This is a genomic window from Novosphingobium sp. ERW19, assembly GCF_012641315.1.
Taxonomy (GTDB): Bacteria; Pseudomonadota; Alphaproteobacteria; order Sphingomonadales; family Sphingomonadaceae; genus Novosphingobium.
In genome coordinates, this window is sequence record NZ_JABAIC010000010.1 from 133,852 (window position 1) to 151,352 (window position 17,501).

Below are 17,501 nucleotides of genomic sequence, written 5' to 3' on the forward strand. Positions count from 1 at the left end.
GGGCCGAGTAACTGCGCCGGATAGGCGGCGGTTTCAACCCCCGGATGCCCCTCGGGCCGCTACCTTTCCTTGGTGGCCGAGAAGGTCAGCTCCGGATTGCGCTCCTGCTGGTAGCCCACGTCCCATGATGATCGCGCCATGAACACCGGGTCGCCATCGCGATCCTTGGCAAGGTTCGATGCATTGAAATCGGCAAAGGACTTGAGCGCCGCATCGCTGCCCTTGAGCCAGCGTGCGGTGTCGAACGGCGATGGCTCGAGCACGGCCTCGACCTTGTATTCGGCCTCGAGTCGCGAAACCAGCACGTCGAGCTGGAGCTGGCCGACCACGCCGACGATCCACTGGCTGCCGATTTCCGGATAGAACACCTGGATCACGCCTTCTTCCGAAAGATCGTCCAGCGCCTTGCGCAGCTGCTTGGTCTTGGTCGGGTCCTTCAGCACCACGCGGCGCAGGATTTCCGGCGCGAAGTTGGGCAGGCCGGTAAAGCGCAGGTCGTTCTTCTCGGAAAGCGTATCGCCCACGCGCAGCGTGCCGTGGTTGGGGATGCCGATGATGTCGCCCGCCTCGGCGGTGTCGGCAATCTCGCGGTCCTGCGCGAAGAACAGGATCGGCGAATGCACCGCAATCGGCTTGCCCAGGCCGGAGGGCGTCAGCTTCATGCCCCGCTTGAACGTGCCCGAGACCATGCGCATGAACGCGATGCGGTCGCGGTGCTGTGGGTCCATGTTGGCCTGCACCTTGAAGATGAAGCCGGTCACGTCCGGGCGCTCGGGATCGACGGTGCCCTCGCTCGAAGATTGAGGGCGCGGCGGCGGAGCATAGCGGGCAATCGCGTCGATCAGCTCGGCCACGCCAAAGTTCTTGAGCGCCGATCCGAAATAGACCGGAGTCAGGTCGCCATGGCGATAGGCTTCCAGATCGAATTCGGGGTAGCCGGCGCGGGCCAGCTCGATTTCCTCGGCGATGTCTCCGGGAATGTCGGTTGCCGGTTCACGCTTGCCGAGGAACTCGCGGCTGTCGCCCTCGGGGCGGGCGATCGTCTCGTCGGCGAAGTTCATCACGCCCTGAAACACGCCCCCCATGCCGATCGGCCAGGACATCGGCACAACGTCCAATGCCAGCGCATCGGCCACTTCATCGAGCGTCTCGAATACCGAACGTCCTTCGCGGTCCACCTTGTTGACGAAGGTGATGATCGGGACCGAGCGCATGCGGCAGACCTCGAACAGCTTGCGCGTCTGCGGCTCGATGCCCTTGGCTGCGTCGATCACCATGATCGCCGAATCGACCGCGGTCAGCGTGCGGTAGGTATCTTCGGAAAAGTCCTCGTGGCCCGGCGTGTCGAGCAGGTTAAAGACAACGCCATCCTTCTGGAACGTCATCACCGACGACGTCACCGAAATCCCGCGCTGCTGCTCGATCTTCATCCAGTCCGACCGCGCGCGCCGCGCCGCCCCGCGCGCCTTGACCTCGCCTGCAAGATGGATCGCGCCGCCCTGCAGCAGCAGCTTCTCGGTCAGCGTGGTCTTGCCCGCGTCAGGGTGCGAAATGATGGCGAATGTACGGCGATTGGACATGGGCTGCGCGGTTAGCGCCCACACGCACTTTCGTCCATCTTCTTGACACGATGGGGGCGGTTCCGCTTCGCTATCGCCATGGGTCAACCAATTCGCAACATCACCATCGTTGGCGGCGGCACTACCGGCTGGCTGGCGGCCTTATTCCTGGTCACCCGGCTGCAGGGCGCTGTCCGGCGGGGTGAGCTCGATATCCATCTTATCGAATCCGATCGCATACCGATCATTGGCGTGGGCGAATCGCTTTCACCTTCGATGGCCACCACGCTCGAACAGCTCGGTATTCCCGAGGACGACTTCATCCGCGATACGGACGCCACCTTCAAGGTCGCAGGCTACTTCGTCGGTTGGGACGAGGCCGACGACGGCCGACCGCTAAGCTGGGTCAATCCGTTCGTCGGCTTCATGACTGCCGGCTGGGAATTCGAGCGCTACGAGCTGACCGGCGCACCCTATGGCGATGGGCCTGACTATGCGCGTGTGGTCTCGCCCTGTCGCGAGGCGATCGAATTGCGCAAGTCGCCCAAGATGCGCGGGCAGAAGCCGTTCGAACACGTCCTGCGCTATGCCTACCACACCAATGCCGCGGCTTTCGCACCCTTCCTGCGCAAGCACGCCGAGGCGCGCGGGGTTCGGCGAACGGGCGCCGATGTCGTCGGCGCGACCCGGGACCCGCGCGGCCATATCAGCGCCATCAAGCTCGAGGACGGGCGCGAGGTTCCGGTCGAGCTGGTAATCGATGCCAGTGGTTTCAGCAGTGTGCTGCACCACAAGGTCATGGGGGTGCCGCTGGTCGATTACAGCCACATCCTGCTCAACGACCGCGCCGTTGTGACGCAGCTGGCCCACGCCAATCCTGACGAGCCTCTGGAGCCGGCGACCAGGGCAACCGCCTTGCCGCACGGCTGGGCCTTTCGCGTGCCGCTCTACCATCGCACCGGCAACGGCTTCATCTATTCGAGCCAGCACTGCTCGGACGAAGCTGCGGCAAATGAATTTGCGGGCTACCTCGGCGGGAACGCACGCGTCGAGGACATGCGCGTCATCCCGATGCGCGTCGGCCGTACGCAGCGCAGCTGGGAAGGAAACTGCATCGCGCTCGGGCTTGCCGCAGGCTTCGTCGAACCGCTTGAAGCTTCGGCAATCTTTACCGTCGAAACATCGGTCAAGTGGCTGCTCCACTATTTCCCCGACAGCGACTGGGAACCTGCCTTGCGAGACCGGTACAACAGCCGCGTCACCGACCTTTACGACGAGGTGGCAGACTACATCGCGTTGCACTACCGCCTCTCGCGCCGGGAGGACACGTCCTACTGGCGCGCGCAGCGACACGAGATGAAGGTGTCTGACAGGCTTGAACAGAACCTGTCCATCTGGCGCCATACCCTGCCGGTACGCGCCGATTTCGCCAGCACCAACTACTTTGACGAGAACACTTACATCGCCGCGCTGTTCGGCAAGGGCTTCTATCGCGGTCGTGAATTGCAGCCGATGCGAGAAGTCGACGCACGCAATTGGGCGGGGCTCAAGCAGAACATCACATCTGCTCATGCCCGCGCGCTGGGCATGTTGCCGGATCACCGCGCAGTGCTGACGGAAATCCGCGCTCGCGCCAGCGGCTAGGCGGGTCGGACGGTCACATCCATGCGGAAGGTGCGAGTCGCGCCGGGATCAAGCAGAACGACGCCGGGTTTTTCGCGGAAATCGCCGGTGAAGCCTGCGGGGTCGGCATGGCCCTGCCACGGCTCGATGCAGATGTAGCGCGCGCCCGGAACCTGCCACACGCCCATCGACGTCGTGTCGGGGAAATGGAGATCGAGAGTGGTCCCGCCATCGACGCCATAGGTGAGCGACTTGCTCTCGAACACGTCCCAGATCAGCGCGTCATTGCGGAAGAGGTCTTCGCTGAGCATTAGCTCGCGAGAGTTGGCCGGACTCGGGCGAGAGTCGGGGGAGAGTTCCCCAGAGTTGGGGGTGAGTTGCCGCAGAGTTGGACTTTCCACCTTCTCGAAGACAAGCTTATGATCCTGCTTGGGAAAACCGCCCGGAAGCGGCCAGGCGAAGGCCGGATGGAAGCCAAAGCTGAAGGGCAGCGCTTCCGCGTTGGGATTGAACACGCTCACTTCGGTGTGCAGCGTCATCGCCTCGATGCGGTAGGCAACTTCCAGCACGAGGCCGAACGGATAGACGCTGCGCGTCTCCGGCGAATCAGTCAGGCGGAAGCGCGCTTCGGCCCCTTCGGCATGGACTGGCGCAAATCTGCTGCGCCGCGCAAAGCCATGTTTCGGCATGGAAAATTCGCGGCCATCAAGGCGCAGCGTGTCACCTGAAAGCGCGCCCACGATCGGAAACAGGAAGGGCGCGTGACCCGACCAGAAGGCCGGGTCCGCATCGGTCATGTACTGCGCTCCCGCAGCGTCGGTCAGCGACCAAAGCTCTGCGCCCAAAGGATTAATCCGCGCAGAAAGCCCCTCACCGGCGATGGTGACGAGATCGTCCGTCATCCGCGCAGGACACCGCCAAGCTTGGCGGCAGCCACCACCACCTTGTCGGAAATCGCCTTGAGTGCCGCTTCATCGAACGACTTCTCGACCGGCTGCAGCGTCACTTCGATGGCCAGACTCTTCTGGCCCTCAGGAACGCCAGCGCCCCGGAAATCGTCAAAAATGCGAGCGGAAACAATCGCCTGCTTGTCTGCACCCTTGACCGCGCGCAGCAGATCGCCTGCCGGGACCGAGGCCGCGACAAGGAACGCGAAGTCGCGCGTCACCGCCTGAAGCGCGGGCGGGGCGAAGTGCGGGCGGGCGAACTGGCCCGGGCCCTTGCGCGGGGGAATGCGGTCAAGGAACAACTCGACCACCACCACCGGACCATCGAGGTCGAAGGCCTTCGCGGTCGAAGGATGCAGCATCCCGAAGCGCGCCAGCACCTGCTTGGGGCCAAGGCGCAGGGTGGCCGACTGGCCGGGGTGGAACTGCGCGCCCGCCTCGCCCATGACCTGCAGGTTGTCGACCGGAGCGCCAGCCTCGGCCAGCAACGCCAGCGCTTCGGCCTTGGCGTCGAACGCGTCGAACGGCCTGGCTTTGCCAGTCGCCCACCCGCGCGAGACGGATTCGGCTGCAAGAACAACGGCAAGGCTCAGCTTCTCGTCGCTCGCGCCGCCCTCTCCGCGCAGGTAGCGGCGGCCGATCTCGAACAGCCGCACCGATGTCGCGCCGCGATGGAGGTTGCGCTGTGCGGCCGAGAGCAGGCCCGGCAGCAGCGAGGGACGCATGACCTTGAGGTCTTCCGAAATCGGATTGGCCAGCGCCCAGGTTTCCTCGCCATCGGCAAAGTGCGCGGCTTCCTTTTCGGGCAGGAACGACCAGGTGATCGCCTCATGCAGCCCGCGCGAAGCAGCAGCGCGGCGGACGCGGCGCTCAAGCGTCTGCACCGCCGTCGCGGTCGGCTTGGCGACGCCATCTGCGCGCGGCAGCGGCGTCGATGGCACGGCATCAAGGCCATGGACGCGGATCACTTCCTCGACGATGTCAGGCGCGCCGTCGACGTCGGGGCGCCAGGTCGGCACGGTCACGGTCCAGTCGTCGGCGACTTCGAAGCCGAGCGCGGCGAGGATGCGCTTCTGCTCGCCATTGGCAACGTCGATGCCGCCGAGGTTGCCAGCGAGAGCCGGATCGTAAGCGACGGCCTTGCGCGCCAGCGGAGGCTGGCCTGCACGGACCACTTCGCTGGCCTCGCCGCCACAGATGTCGAGGATCAGCTTGGTCAGCAGGTCAAGCCCGGTATCGAGGAACGCCGGATCGACGCCACGTTCGAACCGCCCGCGCGCGTCGGAGGTGAGCGAGAGGGCCTGCCCGGTGCGGGCGATGGAAGCGGGATCGAAGTACGCGACTTCGAGCAGCACATCCGTCGTCTCGTCCGAGCAGCCCGAATGTTCGCCGCCCATGATCCCGGCGATGTCGTGTACGCCGGCATCGTCGGCGATCACTGTCATCCACGGCTGCAGCGCGTATTCCTTGCCGTTCAGCGCCAGGCAGGTCTCGCCCTCACGCGCCTTGCGGGCGACGACCGCGCCCGAAAGCTTGGCCATGTCATAGGCATGGGCCGGACGACCGTAGCCGAGCATGACGTAGTTGGTGATGTCCACCAGCGCCGAGATCGGACGCTGTCCCGCGCTCTTCAGGCAGTCCTGCAGCCACTTCGGGCTGGGGCCATTCTTCACGCCGCGAACGACACGGCCATAGAAGGCGGGGCAGCCTTCGGGATCGTCGGTGCGCACTTCGATCGGGCAAGGGAAGCTGCCCGCAACGTGCGCCGCCGCGATCGGTTGCAGCACGCCAAGGCCAGCCGCCGCGAGGTCGCGCGCAATGCCGTGGACGCCCATGCAGTCCGGGCGGTTGGGGGTGATCGCCACGTCGAACACCGGGTCCGAGCCGAGGTAATCGGCAAAGGTCGTGCCCAGCGGCGCATCCTCGGGCAGTTCGATGATGCCGTCGTGCTCTTCGCCAAGGCCAAGCTCGCGCGTCGAACACATCATGCCGTTGGATTCGACGCCACGGATGGCCGACTTGCGCAGTTCCATGCCATTGGCCGGAACCACCGCGCCGGGCAGGCCGAGCACGCCGACGAGGCCAGCGCGCGCATTGGGCGCGCCGCAGACGACCTGCAGCGGATTGCCGTCACCCAGATCGACCGAGAGCACCTGCAGCTTGTCGGCCTGCGGGTGCTTCTCCGCCGTCAGCACGCGGGCGACGCGGAAGCTCTTGAGCGCGGCCGAGGCATCCTCGACGCCTTCGATCTCCAGACCCAGCGAGGTCAGCTTTTCGGCGATGGTGCGGGCGTCGGCCTTGGTATCGAGGACCGACTTCAACCACGAGAGCGAGAACTTCACGAACGTACTCCAACACCGCCTGAGAGGGTCGGCACGTCGAGCGCGCCGAAGCCGTAGTGGCCAAGCCACCGCACATCGCCATCGAAGAAAGCGCGCAGGTCATCCATGCCGTACTTGAGCATGGCGAGGCGATCGACGCCGGTGCCGAAGGCGAAGCCCTGCCATTCATCGGGATCGAGCCCGCCGAATTCGATGACCTTGCGGTTGACCATGCCGGAGCCCAGCACTTCCATCCAGCCGCCGTTCTCGGCATCGCCGCTGCCACCGACGACACGCTTGCCGTTGATCAGCGTGTAGCCGACGTCCACCTCGACCGAGGGCTCGGTGAAGGGGAAGTAGCTCGGGCGCAGGCGCAGGACGATGTCGTCACGCTCGAAGAAGGCCTTGAGGAAGGTTTCCAGCGTCCATTTCAGATGGCCGAGGTGGATGCCCTTGTCGATGACCAGACCTTCGATCTGGTGGAACATCGGCGTGTGCGTGGCGTCCGAGTCAGAGCGATAGACGCGGCCTGGCGCGATGATGCGGATTGGCGCGCCCTGTGCGATCATCGAGCGGATCTGCACCGGCGAGGTATGCGTGCGCAGCAGCATCGAGCGGCCTTCGGCATCCTTGTCGGGGAAGTAGAAGGTATCGTGCATCGCGCGGGCCGGATGGGTTTCCGGCATGTTGAGCGCGGTGAAGTTGTGCCAGTCGTCCTCGATCTCGGGACCGCTCGCGACGGCGAAGCCCATGTCGGCGAAGATCTCGGCGAGTTCGTCCATGACCTGGCTGACGGGGTGGACCGAACCCTTCGGTGCCTGCGGTGCGGGCAGCGACAGATCGACCGTCTCGGCAGCGAGGCGCGCTTCCAGCGCGGCGCTTTCGAGCGCGCTCTTGCGGTCCGCCAAGGCGGCGGTCACCGCTTCGCGCGCGGCGTGGATTTTCGGGCCTTCGCTCTGGCGCTGGTCCGGGGTCATCCCGCCCAGCGACTTGAGCAGGGCACTGACCCAGCCCTGCTTGCCGAGCGCGGAGACGCGGATCGCCTCCACCGCTTCGGGCGTGTTCGCGTCCGCAATGGCCGAGAGCGTTTCGGCCTGCTGTTGATCGAGGTTTTCCATGGGCGAAGCCGCTAGCCGCAAACGCGCCGGAATCAAAGTGTGGAGTTAAGCGCGGGCCCCTAAGCGCGGGCTGGTGCGTGCAGAGCCTGTACTGCCGCACCGATGTATTCCTGGCGTGCCCGCATGACTTCCTGCAGCACGGGCTTGGGGCAATGCGCATATTCGGACGGGCTCATGCGCATGAAACGGTGGAAGTCCCGCACGAACTGGGCCTGATCGTGGTAATGGCCGTCGATCGCGCCGATCCACTTCAGCGACGGGTCGAGCATGTACTGGACGAGGCTGCGCATGAAGCGCTGGCGGCGCAACAGCAGGCGCGGCGGGAAGCCGAAGTGCTTGCGGCACAGGCGCTCGACCGTGTGGGTGGGCAGGTGCGTCGCCTCGGCCATTTCGCTGACGCTGGCGATGTCCGGATTGACGAGCGCGGCGTGGCAGGCGGCGATGCGGGGATCGTCTTCGATGTCGGCGGCCACGGATTGTTCGAAGAACTTCGAGATCCGGGCAAGTTCAGCGTGTTCGTCAGGCTCGCCGTGGAATACCGAAGCAGCCAGCGGCCGGAACGGTGACAGAAACTGTTCGCTGCTGACATCGTAGATGCGGTCGGCATGAGCATTGGCGGGCTGGCGGACGAAGCGCGCCCAGCCCAGCGGTAGCAACCCGATGCCCCAGATGCGGGTGGTGCCGGTGGTGAATTCGATGGTCGTGCTGGTCGGTCCGGTGGCATTGGCCTGAACGCCCTTGAACGGTGGCTGGCCTGCCACTTGCGAATCCGGAAAGTCACCCTGGTAGATCCGGATGTTCGCCCATTCAGGGTGGAGATGATCAGTCACGCGGCCATGGGGCACGTCGATCTCGGTCAGATAAAAGGTCGTGAAATAGCGCTGCAGCGGCTCTGGCGGCCGATGGAATCGAACCCGGACTGTGCAGTCCCCGGTCAAGCTTTGTGCGCCCCTGTTTACTTTAGTTATACGTTGTTCATCCGCACCCTGCACTGCGCTTGCGCGAATCGCAACGAAAAAGGGCGGCTCCCGAAGGAACCGCCCTTTTGTTCATTCTGCGTCGCGCTGCCGATCAGGCGGCGGGCAGAGCAGCCTTCGCCTGAGCGATGACGGCGGTGAAGATCGCACCTTCGTTCATCGCCAGATCGGCCATGGTCTTGCGATCGAGTTCGATCCCGGCAAGCTTGGTGCCGTGGATGAACTGCGAGTAGGTCAGGCCTTCAGCGCGGACAGCAGCGTTGATGCGCTGGATCCACAGGGCGCGGAAGGACCGCTTCTTGACCTTGCGGTCGCGATAGGCGTACTGGCCGGCCTTTTCGACGGCCTGACGGGCGACGCGGATGGTGTTCTTGCGACGGCCGCGATAGCCCTTCGCCTGATCCAGAATCCGCTTGTGCTTGGCTTTGGTGGTTACACCACGCTTGATACGGCTCATAGTTCAGCGCTCCTCAGTTCAGCCCGTAGGGCGCCCACTTCTTGATCACCTTTGCGTCTGCATCGGAGATCACGTCAGTGCCGCGGTTCTGGCGGATGTACTTGGCGTTGTGGCTGATCAGGCGGTGGCGCTTGCCGGCGACGCCGTGCTTCACCTTGCCGGTGGCGGTGAGCTTGAAGCGCTTCTTCACGCCGCTCTTCGTCTTCATCTTGGGCATTTTCGTCTCCTGAGTTCGACGCGTCCGATCTGCCTTGGCAGCCCTTGTGGCCAGGCCGATCATCGAATCCGTGTCGGTTGAAGGTGGCGCCGTTAGGGGATGCGGCGCGGAAAGGCAAGGGTTGTGGGAAAGGAACGTGTTGTGGTGCCGGGTCGCGCCCCCGCCCGGCTACCTCTCCGAGTAGGCTTTGGGTGGCCGGGCGGGGGAGCGGGCCGGTGCCGCAAGCCCCCGACGGACGTCGGGGGCGCACCCAACGAAGACTTCTATTTCCCGATATCCGCCAGATCATAAGGCGTGGTCTGGTACGTCTCGTTTACCCAGTTGCCGAACAGCAGGTGGCCGTGGCCGCGCCAGGTGTTGGCGGGCATGGCTTGCGGGTCGTCCCCGGGGAAATAGTGGCGGGGCAGATAGCGCCCCTCGTCGCGCGCGTATTCGCCGGCCAGCGTCAGCGTATCGTATTCAAGATGGTTGAACATGTGCAGCGTGTTGTGCGCGGGATCGTCGATCAGGCACAGGCCGGTTTCGGCGCTGTCGGCCAGCACGGCAAGGCCGCGGCCTTCGGGCAGATCCTCGCGGCGTACCTCGCTCCAGCGCGATACCGGCACGTCGAACACGTCGGGCAACCCGCGCATGTAGGGACTGGCGGGGGCGTGGTTGATGTGGCGGAACACGCCCGAGGCCTTGGTCGGCAGCGGATGCTTTTCGATGCCGTGGAAGTGATGGAGCGCAGCCATCGCCCCCCAGCACACCGACAGCGTACGGTGCACGTTGGTCTGCGACCAGTCGAAGATGCGGGCGAGCTCGTCCCAATAGCTGACCTCGGCGTAGGGAATCGTCTCGACCGGCGCGCCGGTAACGATCAAACCGTCGTACTTCTCGGCACGCACGTCTTCCCACGGACGGTAGAAGGCCGAGATGTGGCCGGCCGAGGTGTTCTTGCTGACGTGGTCGGAAATGCGCACCAGTTCGAGCTCTACCTGCAGCGGCGTTGCACCGAGCAGGCGGGCGATCTGGGTTTCGGTGGTGATCTTGTCGGGCATCAGGTTGAGCAGGGCGATCCGCATCGGGCGGATGTCCTGGCGCGCAGCCTCGGTCTCGCTCATCACGATCACGCCCTCGGCCTCGAGCGTGCGGCGGGCGGGGAGATTGTCGGCAATCCTGATCGGCACGGGTCGTGTCTTTCCTCAAACCTGAGGGAGAAGACGCTCGTCACGGTGTCCGTGTCCGTTTGGTTGCCGGATCGGCCACATCCCCTTTCTGCTTGCGGCAGATCGGGTACCACCTTGCCCGGATCGGCAGGTTGGCGTTGGAGCGTCACTCCAACTCTCGATGTAGGACGACAGATAGATCGCCCGTGATAGCTTTGCAACGGGGCGAAGGTGCAGGAAGCCACTTGCTATTGCGATCCACTCTCATTATTAATGCGAGTCATTGGCAGTTGGTTTTGCCAAGGAGACGGAGCGCAATGTTCATCTGCATCTGCAATGCCATCCGCGAGAAGGACATCCGCGCCACTGCCCGCTGCCACGCCGGCAATGCCGAGGAGATCTACGGCCGCATGGGCTTCAAGCCGCAGTGCCGCCAGTGCCTTGAAGATGCCGAAGACGTGATCGCCGACGAGCGGGCCTGCGCGCTGGCCTAAGCCCCACGTTGCAAAGTGTTGCGCGCGGCGGGTGCGAGTCGTTCGCGCTTTGTCGGGCCTGCCCTGCGGCGTAACGTCGCTCCATCACTTGCAAAGGAGCCAGCGCGATGAAGGGCGATGCCAAGGTCATCGAATATCTCAACAAGGCCCTGCTTAACGAGCTGACCGCGATCAACCAGTACTGGCTGCACTACCGCCTGCTCGCCAACTGGGGCGTCAAGAAGCTGGCCGAGTACGAGCGCCACGAATCGATCGACGAGATGAAGCACGCCGACATGCTGGCGGACCGCATCCTGTTCCTCGATGGCCTGCCCAACTTTCAGGCGCTCGGCCGTCTGCGCGTGGGCGAATCGGTGGAGGAAATCCTCAAGGCCGATCTGGCGCTGGAAATGGACGCTCTGCCGCTGTTGCGCGATGCGATCGCCCACTGTGAATCCGTGCGCGATTTCGTCAGTCGCGATCTCTTCGCCAAGATCCTCGAGAGCGAGGAAGAACATGTCGACGTGATCGAAAAGCAATTCGACATGATCGAGCGCATGGGACTGGCCAACTACATCCAGCTCAACAGCGAAGCCGCCGAAAGCTGATTTTGGACTCGCAAGCGCGGGACCACTGCAGGTTGGTATTACTCGGCCGCTTCGCTCACTTCCGCGCTTTCCGCCGCCTGGCGCGCCCACATCTCGGCATAGAGGCCATCGCGGCGCAACAGGTCGGCGTGGCTGCCTTGTTCTGACAGACGCCCCTGATCCAGCACGAGAATCGTGTCGGAATCGGCGATGGTCGACAACCGGTGCGCGATCGAGATCGTGGTGCGGTGGCTGGCGACGGCGCGCATGGTCGAGAGGATATCCTGCTCGGTGCGGGTGTCGAGCGCGCTGGTCGCCTCATCGAACAGCAGGATCGGCGGGTTCTTCACCAGCGTGCGGGCGATGGCGACACGCTGCTTTTCGCCGCCCGACAGCTTGAGGCCGCGTTCGCCGACCTCAGTGTCGTAGCCCTGCGGCAGGCGGGCGATGAAGTCGGCGATCGCTGCGCCCTTTGCCGCCGCATCGACTTCATCCATGCCAGCGCCGTTGCGGCCATAGGCGATGTTGTAGCCGATGGTGTCGTTGAACAGGACAGAATCCTGCGGAACGATGCCGAGCGCGGCGCGAAGGCTCGCCTGCGTCACGCCCTTGATGTCCTGCCCGTCGATCACGATGCGGCCCGACCATGGATCATAGAAGCGGAACAGCAGCCGGGCGATGGTCGACTTGCCTGCGCCTGAAGGCCCGACGATGGCAACGCGGCTGCCGGCAGGCACTTCGAACGACAGGCCGTGCAGGATCTCGCGGTCGCGGTCATAGCCGAACACGACATTGTCGAACGTCACCGAGGGACGGTTGACCACCAGCGCTGGCGCGTTCGGCGCGTCGGCCACTTCGATGTGCGTGTCGATCAGGCGGAACATCTCGGCCATGTCGATCAGGCCCTGCCGGATCGTGCGATAGACCATGCCGAGCATGTCGAGCGGCCGGAAAAGCTGGGTAAGGTAGGTGTTGACGAAGACGAGGTCGCCGACCGTCAGCTTGCCCTGCGACCAGCCATAGACCGTCCATGCCATCGCGCCGGCCATCAGCAGGTTGACGATCAGCGCCTGCGCAATGTTGAGCAGGCCGAGGCTATTTTCGCTCTTCACCGCAGCATCGGCATAGGCGCGCGCGGCCGAGGCGTAGCGCGCTTCCTCGCGCGCTTCGGCGCCGAAGTACTTCACCGTCTCGTAGTTCAGCAGCGAATCGACCGCGCGGGCGAGGGCCTGCCCGTCGAGCCGATTCATCTTCTCGCGCAGGGCGGTGCGCCACTCGGTGATTGTGCGCGTGGCATAGACATAGGCGATGACCGCGAAGATCGTCGCGGTGACCAGGCCAAGGCCGAAGTTCAGCCAGAAGATCACGATGACCGCGGTCAGTTCGATCACGGTCGGCGCGATGTTGAACAGCAGGAAATAGAGCATCGTGTCGATGCTCTTGGTCCCGCGCTCGATCACCTTGGTTACCTCGCCGGTGCGGCGGGCGAGGTGGAAACGCAGGGAAAGCTTGTGCAGGCGGGCGAAGACGTTCTCCGCCAGATGCCGCGTGGCGTCCTGCCCGACCCGCTCGAACACGATGTTGCGCAAGTTGTCGAAAAACACCCCGGCAAAGCGGCCGAGAGCGTAGGCAAGGACAAAGGCCAATGCGACGGTCAGGGCAGGCTGTGCGCCTGATGCCCCTGAACCTGCCGGCAAAGTCATCGCATCGACGGCTTTCTTGTAGGCGAACGGCAGGGCCAGCGTCGTCGCCTTGCCGAGCAGAACCATGATCACCGCGCCCATGACCCTGCGGCGCAGCCCTGCGTTGTCTGCGGGCCATAGATAAGGAAGGAAGCGCTTGAGCGTGGCCCAGCCATCGTGGCGGGCGTCTTTCGGACTCGTCGGTGCGTCAGGTGGCATGGGTTCCCACATAGGGAACGATGGCCGCTATGCCAGAGCTTTGAAAGTTTACTGCGGCAAAGGCGGTCTTGCAGGCAGGCCGAAGATCAGAACCGGATACTCCTGTGCTGGTCCGGCATTGCGGTCCCGGGCGGCAGGTCGAAAAGGACGCGCCTTGTCGCGAAGTCGATCGCCACCCGCCGGAACATGCGCATCTGCGCCATGCCCAGCAGGATCGCCGGGCGCTTTACCATATCGAGCCGGTGGAACGCCGGGGAGTCGGCAAAGGCGAGGGGTGTGTTGTGGATCTGCAATCGCTCGACCTCGATCGTCGAGGCCATGACGATATCGGCATTGAGCGCCTGGCCCGTCACCGAGAACAGCGTGGTCTGCTCGGTCCGCTTGCGGCGGGCCATGGCCTTGCGCAGCGCAAGGTTGCCGATCGAGCTGTCAGACCCGGTATCGAGCACGACGTCGGTATGGACGCCATCGATGATGGCGTTGGTCATGATGAGCTGGCCCGAACGCCGCTTGGCCTTGACGACGATCTCGAAGCCTTTCGTGCCGCCCAGCGATGCGGCATCGCCGATGGTGATACGATTGGCGCCGAAGTCGATCAGCACGCGCTGGTCCTGCAGGCTGTCGAGCCCGACGATGCCTTGCGCACCGATATGCTCCGCCTCCAGCAGCGGCGCGGTGAGGGTATAATAGGTCCGCTTGCCAAGGCTTATCTCATCGACATCGACCAGTTCCACTGGTTGCGAGCCTGCCACGCCAACGACCACGCCATTGCCGGTGACGGGCAGGCCCAACCCCCTCGCCACCTGCCGCGAGAGAACCGTGCGTTCGGAGCCGGTGTCGATCAGGAAATCGTAGGGGCCGTTGCTGCCGATCAGGACCGGGACAGTCATGCGATCATGTCTGTCGCGCTGAAGCTGCACAAGCTCGTCGGCAGGCGAGGGGAAGGGGGCAGTCGCAGGCTCGCTGGCAAAGGCCGGCGGCACGATGCTGGCGAGAGCAAGCAAGGTGAGCGTTCGTGAAAGCACCGACGAAGGGCGGCCCTGTGGCATGGCGACTTCTCCACTGCCAGATTTACGCCTGCATCGGCCGTTTGGCGAGTCCTCAGCGCGTGGCGAGGGACGAGCGGCGGATGATCAGCAGCAGTCCGCGAGCGATCTCGTGGATCTCGGCAAACAGCGGATGGCCGAGCACGCGCAGGGCGGCGAACCACAGGACGATCCCGAGCGCAACGGTGGACGCGGCCTGTACCAGTCCGAGTTCACCGGGCCCTTGTCCCATGACGAACCCCAGCAGCACGGGCAGGACTGCGGCCAGCGAGACGGCTGCACTCCGCAGCCAGACCAGCATGATCTCGCGGTAACGCAGCTCGAGTGTCGAAGCCAGCAAGGGCAGATAGATCAGGACCCAGAGCGTGGCATGAACGACGCGCGAGGCGGCGACCCATTCCAGCCCCAGCGGTGCAGCGAGTGCGATCAGCACGACGGACAGCACCGTTTCGATGATCATGCAGCGCATGAGCGGCTTGAGCCGCCCCATCAGGACCGGGAGATCCGCATAGAGCGGCAGCGCGACGTAACCGATCTGCGAGAGAGCAACCCAGGTGAGCAGGGGGGCCGCCGCCATCCATCGCTCGCCGTAGAGCAGCCTGATCAGTGGCTCGCCCAGGACCGCGATGCCGGCCATGGCTGGCCAGGTCACCCCGGTATAGGCCGCCAGCACGCGCAGATAGGGTGGCCCCAAGGGATCGCCGCTGTCGCGGATGCGGCGAAAGGCGGGGTAGAATACGCCGGTAACGGCGCCCGCGATCAGCAGGCGCAACTGCAGCGCCAGGCCCGACGCGCGCGCGAAGAGGCCCACGGCGGCGCTGTCGATCATGCGCCCGATGACCAGCTCCGGCGCGCGGGCGGAAAGCGAACTGCACACCACTTGTACGGTGTTGGTGCCGCCCAGTGCCATGACGTCTGCCGCGCGCGCGATCTTGGGCGGCCATGGCAGCATGCCGCCGGAGCGCCACTGACTGATGAGCAATCTCGCCGCCTGCTGCGCAAAGGCACCCCAGGCCAAGGCAAGCGCGCCATGGCCAAGGATGGCCAGGACCAATGCTGTCAGGGCATTGGCTACGGCCGCTCCGACCTCGATCATCGTGTTCGAACGATAGTCCATGCGTCGCTGGCAAGTCGCCTGCGGGACGATCGCCAGCGGCACCAGCAGGTAGGATGCCGCGATGACCAGAGTAATCGGCAGCAATTGCGGGTCGCCATAGAAGAGAGCGATCGGCCAGGCGCTGGCGAGGGCCAGAAGCGCTATCCCCCAGGCGAAGATCACCGAGATCGTGAAAGCGGACCGCAGTTTCTCTGCCGTGAGTTCGCGCTCTCCGTTGATATAACGCGTAACGCCGAAATCCTGCAGGAATGCGACCAGTGTGACCGCGGCAAAGGCAATCGAGAACCGGCCCAACTGATCGGGCGTGATGTACCAGCGCGCGAGCACGATGCTGGCGACGAATTGCAGCGCAAACGAAGCATATTGCGAGATCAGCGCCCAGACGGCTGCTGCGCGGACAGACATCATCGGTGCAGCTGTCCGGTCGCCTGTCTGGTCGGATGCTTGGTCGGCAGGTGGTTGCGGAGCGGCCATCGTCAAATACGCAGGAGCAGGGCTATCGCCAGTCGCACGGCGCGCAGTGGCATGCCGAACAGGACAAGACGGAGGACCGTGCGCCAAAGCTCTGGTCCGTTGCCGCCGTCGCGAACATGATCGATCAGCAGGGCGAAGCCGGCGCCGCGCATGGCATCGCGCGAATAGATGGCGCCCCGCGCAACCTTGTCGCGGATCTGGCGTGACAGGCCCGGAGTCTCGAATACCTGGTCCAGCGCATCGACGGCAGGAAGCTGTTGCATATGCTCTGTGGGATCCGGTCTGCCAAGCTGGCGCTCCCGGTAGGCGAGCTGGGCAACTGCGGCCCCGTATTGCTGCGCGAACGCGTGGCGGTTCGAAATCTGGCCGGCATAATGCCGATAGCTGAGCAGGCGTTCGGGAATGTTCGCCAATTTCGTGACCGATGCCAGGCGCAACCAGAGATCGTAATCTTCGCAATGCCGATAGGCGACGTGATAGCCTCCAACGGCGCGGACGATGTCGCGCCGAGCCATGATGGTGGGATGGCTCAACGGGCTGCGCTGCTCGATGACGGCGAGGACATCCTCGAACGTGACAGGGTGCTCGGGAGCATGCGTCACGAACGGTCGGTCATACTCGTCGATGTCCTCGGTCCACGTGCCTATGACGCCGTGATCCGGGTTGGCCTCAAGAAAGGCCACTTGCCGCGCGAAGCGATCCTGCCGACAGACGTCATCTGCGTCCATCCGGGCAAACAAGGGAGCACGCGCTGCCGCCAGCAGCTCGTTCAGGCTGGCAATGAGGCCACGATTCTCTCTCGCGATCACCCGGATGCGCGAATCCTGCGCAGCGTGGTGCCTGGCGATCTCGACGCTGCGATCATTCGATCCGTCATCCAGTATGAGGAATTCGAAGTCGGCGAAGGTCTGTCGGCGCACACTGGCGATGGCCGCATCGAGGAAGCGCTCGCCATTATAGACGCTCATCGCGACGCTGACAGCCGGTGTGACTGCGGCCGCGGCGTTGAGTGGCATTGCTGCAGTCGATCCGGGCGCTGGGATTTCGCTGTTGTGCATCGGTGATCCACTAGCCGTTAGGTTTAAACATTGGCTTACCCGCCAGGGCATTGAGGAGGGGCGGCGCTTGGGGCGCTGCTTAACGACAGAGAATCGGCGCGAACGGCCGAGTCTGATGGCTTGAGCACTGGATCGCCATGAATCTCCGTTCATAATCAACGCTTTACCGCAAATTTGAAATAAAATTGCAAAAAGCGTGTTGACCGACTCAGCACCCCCCCATATAGGCCGCTTCACCGGACGGGACGACGGCTTCACCGCCTCTCTCACCACCCGGTCGCCAACATAGACGGACACTCAGTCCCCCGCCTTAAAATCGGGGAGCACTGGTTGTCCGCCTAAGACTGTCACTTCGGTGGCAATCTGGCGGTTCTTTGACATTGTGATTTTAGATGAAGGGACATGTGGGCGACGGCGTCTGCGTCTTGGGGGCTTCGGGCTCACTGGCGTAGTTTAAATCAAGCCGATGTCTGACATG

General features: G+C 64.2%; 15 protein-coding genes and 1 riboswitch. Of the genes, 3 read left to right on the forward strand and 12 right to left on the reverse strand.

The genetic code is table 11. The annotated features are described in order from the left end of the window. Nucleotides 1-59: 59 nt before the first annotated feature. Nucleotides 60-1,580, reverse strand: a complete 1,521-nt coding sequence (locus tag HGI46_RS17900) for a peptide chain release factor 3 (RefSeq protein WP_168905335.1) — start codon at nucleotides 1,578-1,580, stop codon at nucleotides 60-62. A 78-nt stretch (nucleotides 1,581-1,658) separates the two neighbouring features. Between HGI46_RS17900 and HGI46_RS17905 the strand changes: the two genes are divergently transcribed. After that, complete coding sequence (locus tag HGI46_RS17905; protein ID WP_118073021.1) at nucleotides 1,659-3,203, forward strand: tryptophan halogenase family protein; 1,545 nt, start codon at nucleotides 1,659-1,661, stop codon at nucleotides 3,201-3,203. Here HGI46_RS17905 and HGI46_RS17910 read toward each other — a convergent pair. The 7 genes from HGI46_RS17910 to metA form a co-directional block, all read right to left on the reverse strand. Further along, nucleotides 3,200-4,084, reverse strand: coding sequence for an aldose 1-epimerase family protein (locus tag HGI46_RS17910; protein ID WP_168905336.1), 885 nt, complete (start codon nucleotides 4,082-4,084; stop codon nucleotides 3,200-3,202). The two genes, HGI46_RS17905 and HGI46_RS17910, sit on opposite strands and share 4 nt — an antisense overlap. Next, nucleotides 4,081-6,471 carry a phenylalanine--tRNA ligase subunit beta gene (gene pheT, locus HGI46_RS17915; RefSeq protein WP_168905337.1) on the reverse strand — a complete coding sequence of 797 codons (2,391 nt, stop codon included), beginning with the start codon at nucleotides 6,469-6,471 and terminating at the stop codon, nucleotides 4,081-4,083. Before pheT ends, HGI46_RS17910 begins: the two co-directional genes overlap by 4 nt. After that, on the reverse strand, nucleotides 6,468-7,568 hold the full coding sequence (pheS, locus tag HGI46_RS17920; RefSeq protein WP_168905338.1) for a phenylalanine--tRNA ligase subunit alpha: 1,101 nt from the start codon (nucleotides 7,566-7,568) through the stop codon (nucleotides 6,468-6,470). The genes pheT and pheS overlap by 4 nt, the downstream gene beginning before the upstream one ends. A 59-nt stretch (nucleotides 7,569-7,627) precedes the next feature. Continuing rightward, on the reverse strand, nucleotides 7,628-8,398 hold the full coding sequence (locus tag HGI46_RS22465; protein ID WP_162895941.1) for a helix-turn-helix domain-containing protein: 771 nt from the start codon (nucleotides 8,396-8,398) through the stop codon (nucleotides 7,628-7,630). Nucleotides 8,399-8,639: 241 nt separating this feature from the next. Beyond that, the gene (gene rplT / locus HGI46_RS17930; protein ID WP_039333676.1) at nucleotides 8,640-9,002 is read right to left on the reverse strand and encodes a 50S ribosomal protein L20; all 363 of its coding nucleotides are present in this window, start codon (nucleotides 9,000-9,002) and stop codon (nucleotides 8,640-8,642) included. A 13-nt stretch (nucleotides 9,003-9,015) separates the two neighbouring features. Next, nucleotides 9,016-9,219, reverse strand: a complete 204-nt coding sequence (gene rpmI, locus HGI46_RS17935; protein WP_039333769.1) for a 50S ribosomal protein L35 — start codon at nucleotides 9,217-9,219, stop codon at nucleotides 9,016-9,018. Nucleotides 9,220-9,482: 263 nt separating this feature from the next. Next, the gene (gene metA, locus HGI46_RS17940) at nucleotides 9,483-10,388 is read right to left on the reverse strand and encodes a homoserine O-succinyltransferase (protein WP_168905339.1); all 906 of its coding nucleotides are present in this window, start codon (nucleotides 10,386-10,388) and stop codon (nucleotides 9,483-9,485) included. Between the two features lie 49 nt (nucleotides 10,389-10,437). Continuing rightward, nucleotides 10,438-10,557: riboswitch (SAM-I-IV-variant riboswitch) on the reverse strand. Nucleotides 10,558-10,684: 127 nt separating this feature from the next. Here metA and HGI46_RS17945 point away from each other — a divergent pair. Together HGI46_RS17945 and bfr are read left to right on the forward strand one after the other, a co-directional pair. Further along, nucleotides 10,685-10,861 (forward strand): (2Fe-2S)-binding protein, encoded by a 177-nt coding sequence (locus tag HGI46_RS17945; RefSeq protein WP_118073026.1) that lies wholly within the window; start codon nucleotides 10,685-10,687, stop codon nucleotides 10,859-10,861. 107 nt (nucleotides 10,862-10,968) lie between these two features. Continuing rightward, complete coding sequence (bfr, locus tag HGI46_RS17950) at nucleotides 10,969-11,448, forward strand: bacterioferritin (protein WP_118073027.1); 480 nt, start codon at nucleotides 10,969-10,971, stop codon at nucleotides 11,446-11,448. Nucleotides 11,449-11,486: 38 nt separating this feature from the next. Here bfr and atm1 read toward each other — a convergent pair whose 3' ends face one another. From atm1 to HGI46_RS17970, 4 genes are all read right to left on the reverse strand, one after another. Next, a complete protein-coding gene (gene atm1 / locus HGI46_RS17955; protein WP_168905340.1) occupies nucleotides 11,487-13,328 on the reverse strand; it encodes a heavy metal ABC transporter ATP-binding protein/permease Atm1 in 1,842 nt (613 codons plus the stop codon). A gap of 86 nt (nucleotides 13,329-13,414) precedes the next feature. After that, nucleotides 13,415-14,377, reverse strand: a complete 963-nt coding sequence (locus tag HGI46_RS17960; protein WP_168905341.1) for an aspartyl protease family protein — start codon at nucleotides 14,375-14,377, stop codon at nucleotides 13,415-13,417. Between the two features lie 52 nt (nucleotides 14,378-14,429). Beyond that, entirely contained in the window at nucleotides 14,430-15,899 is a 1,470-nt protein-coding gene (locus HGI46_RS17965; RefSeq protein WP_168905342.1) for an oligosaccharide flippase family protein, read from the reverse strand. 68 nt (nucleotides 15,900-15,967) lie between these two features. Continuing rightward, the gene (locus tag HGI46_RS17970) at nucleotides 15,968-17,320 is read right to left on the reverse strand and encodes a glycosyltransferase (protein WP_346766770.1); all 1,353 of its coding nucleotides are present in this window, start codon (nucleotides 17,318-17,320) and stop codon (nucleotides 15,968-15,970) included. Between the last annotated feature and the right edge of the window lie 181 nt (nucleotides 17,321-17,501).

Excerpts from the sequence above, each read along its gene's own strand:
- HGI46_RS17965 (WP_168905342.1), bottom strand. The coding sequence starts at position 15,899 with ATGATGTCTGTCCGCGCAGCAGCCGTCTGGGCGCTGATCTCGCAATAT.
- HGI46_RS17900 (WP_168905335.1), bottom strand. The coding sequence starts at position 1,580 with ATGTCCAATCGCCGTACATTCGCCATCATTTCGCACCCTGACGCGGGC.
- HGI46_RS17905 (WP_118073021.1), top strand. The coding sequence starts at position 1,659 with ATGGGTCAACCAATTCGCAACATCACCATCGTTGGCGGCGGCACTACC.
- HGI46_RS17910 (WP_168905336.1), bottom strand. The coding sequence starts at position 4,084 with ATGACGGACGATCTCGTCACCATCGCCGGTGAGGGGCTTTCTGCGCGG.
- atm1 (WP_168905340.1), bottom strand. The coding sequence starts at position 13,328 with ATGCCACCTGACGCACCGACGAGTCCGAAAGACGCCCGCCACGATGGC.
- rplT (WP_039333676.1), bottom strand. The coding sequence starts at position 9,002 with ATGAGCCGTATCAAGCGTGGTGTAACCACCAAAGCCAAGCACAAGCGG.
- pheS (WP_168905338.1), bottom strand. The coding sequence starts at position 7,568 with ATGGAAAACCTCGATCAACAGCAGGCCGAAACGCTCTCGGCCATTGCG.
- bfr (WP_118073027.1), top strand. The coding sequence starts at position 10,969 with ATGAAGGGCGATGCCAAGGTCATCGAATATCTCAACAAGGCCCTGCTT.
- HGI46_RS17960 (WP_168905341.1), bottom strand. The coding sequence starts at position 14,377 with ATGCCACAGGGCCGCCCTTCGTCGGTGCTTTCACGAACGCTCACCTTG.
- HGI46_RS17945 (WP_118073026.1), top strand. The coding sequence starts at position 10,685 with ATGTTCATCTGCATCTGCAATGCCATCCGCGAGAAGGACATCCGCGCC.
- rpmI (WP_039333769.1), bottom strand. The coding sequence starts at position 9,219 with ATGCCCAAGATGAAGACGAAGAGCGGCGTGAAGAAGCGCTTCAAGCTC.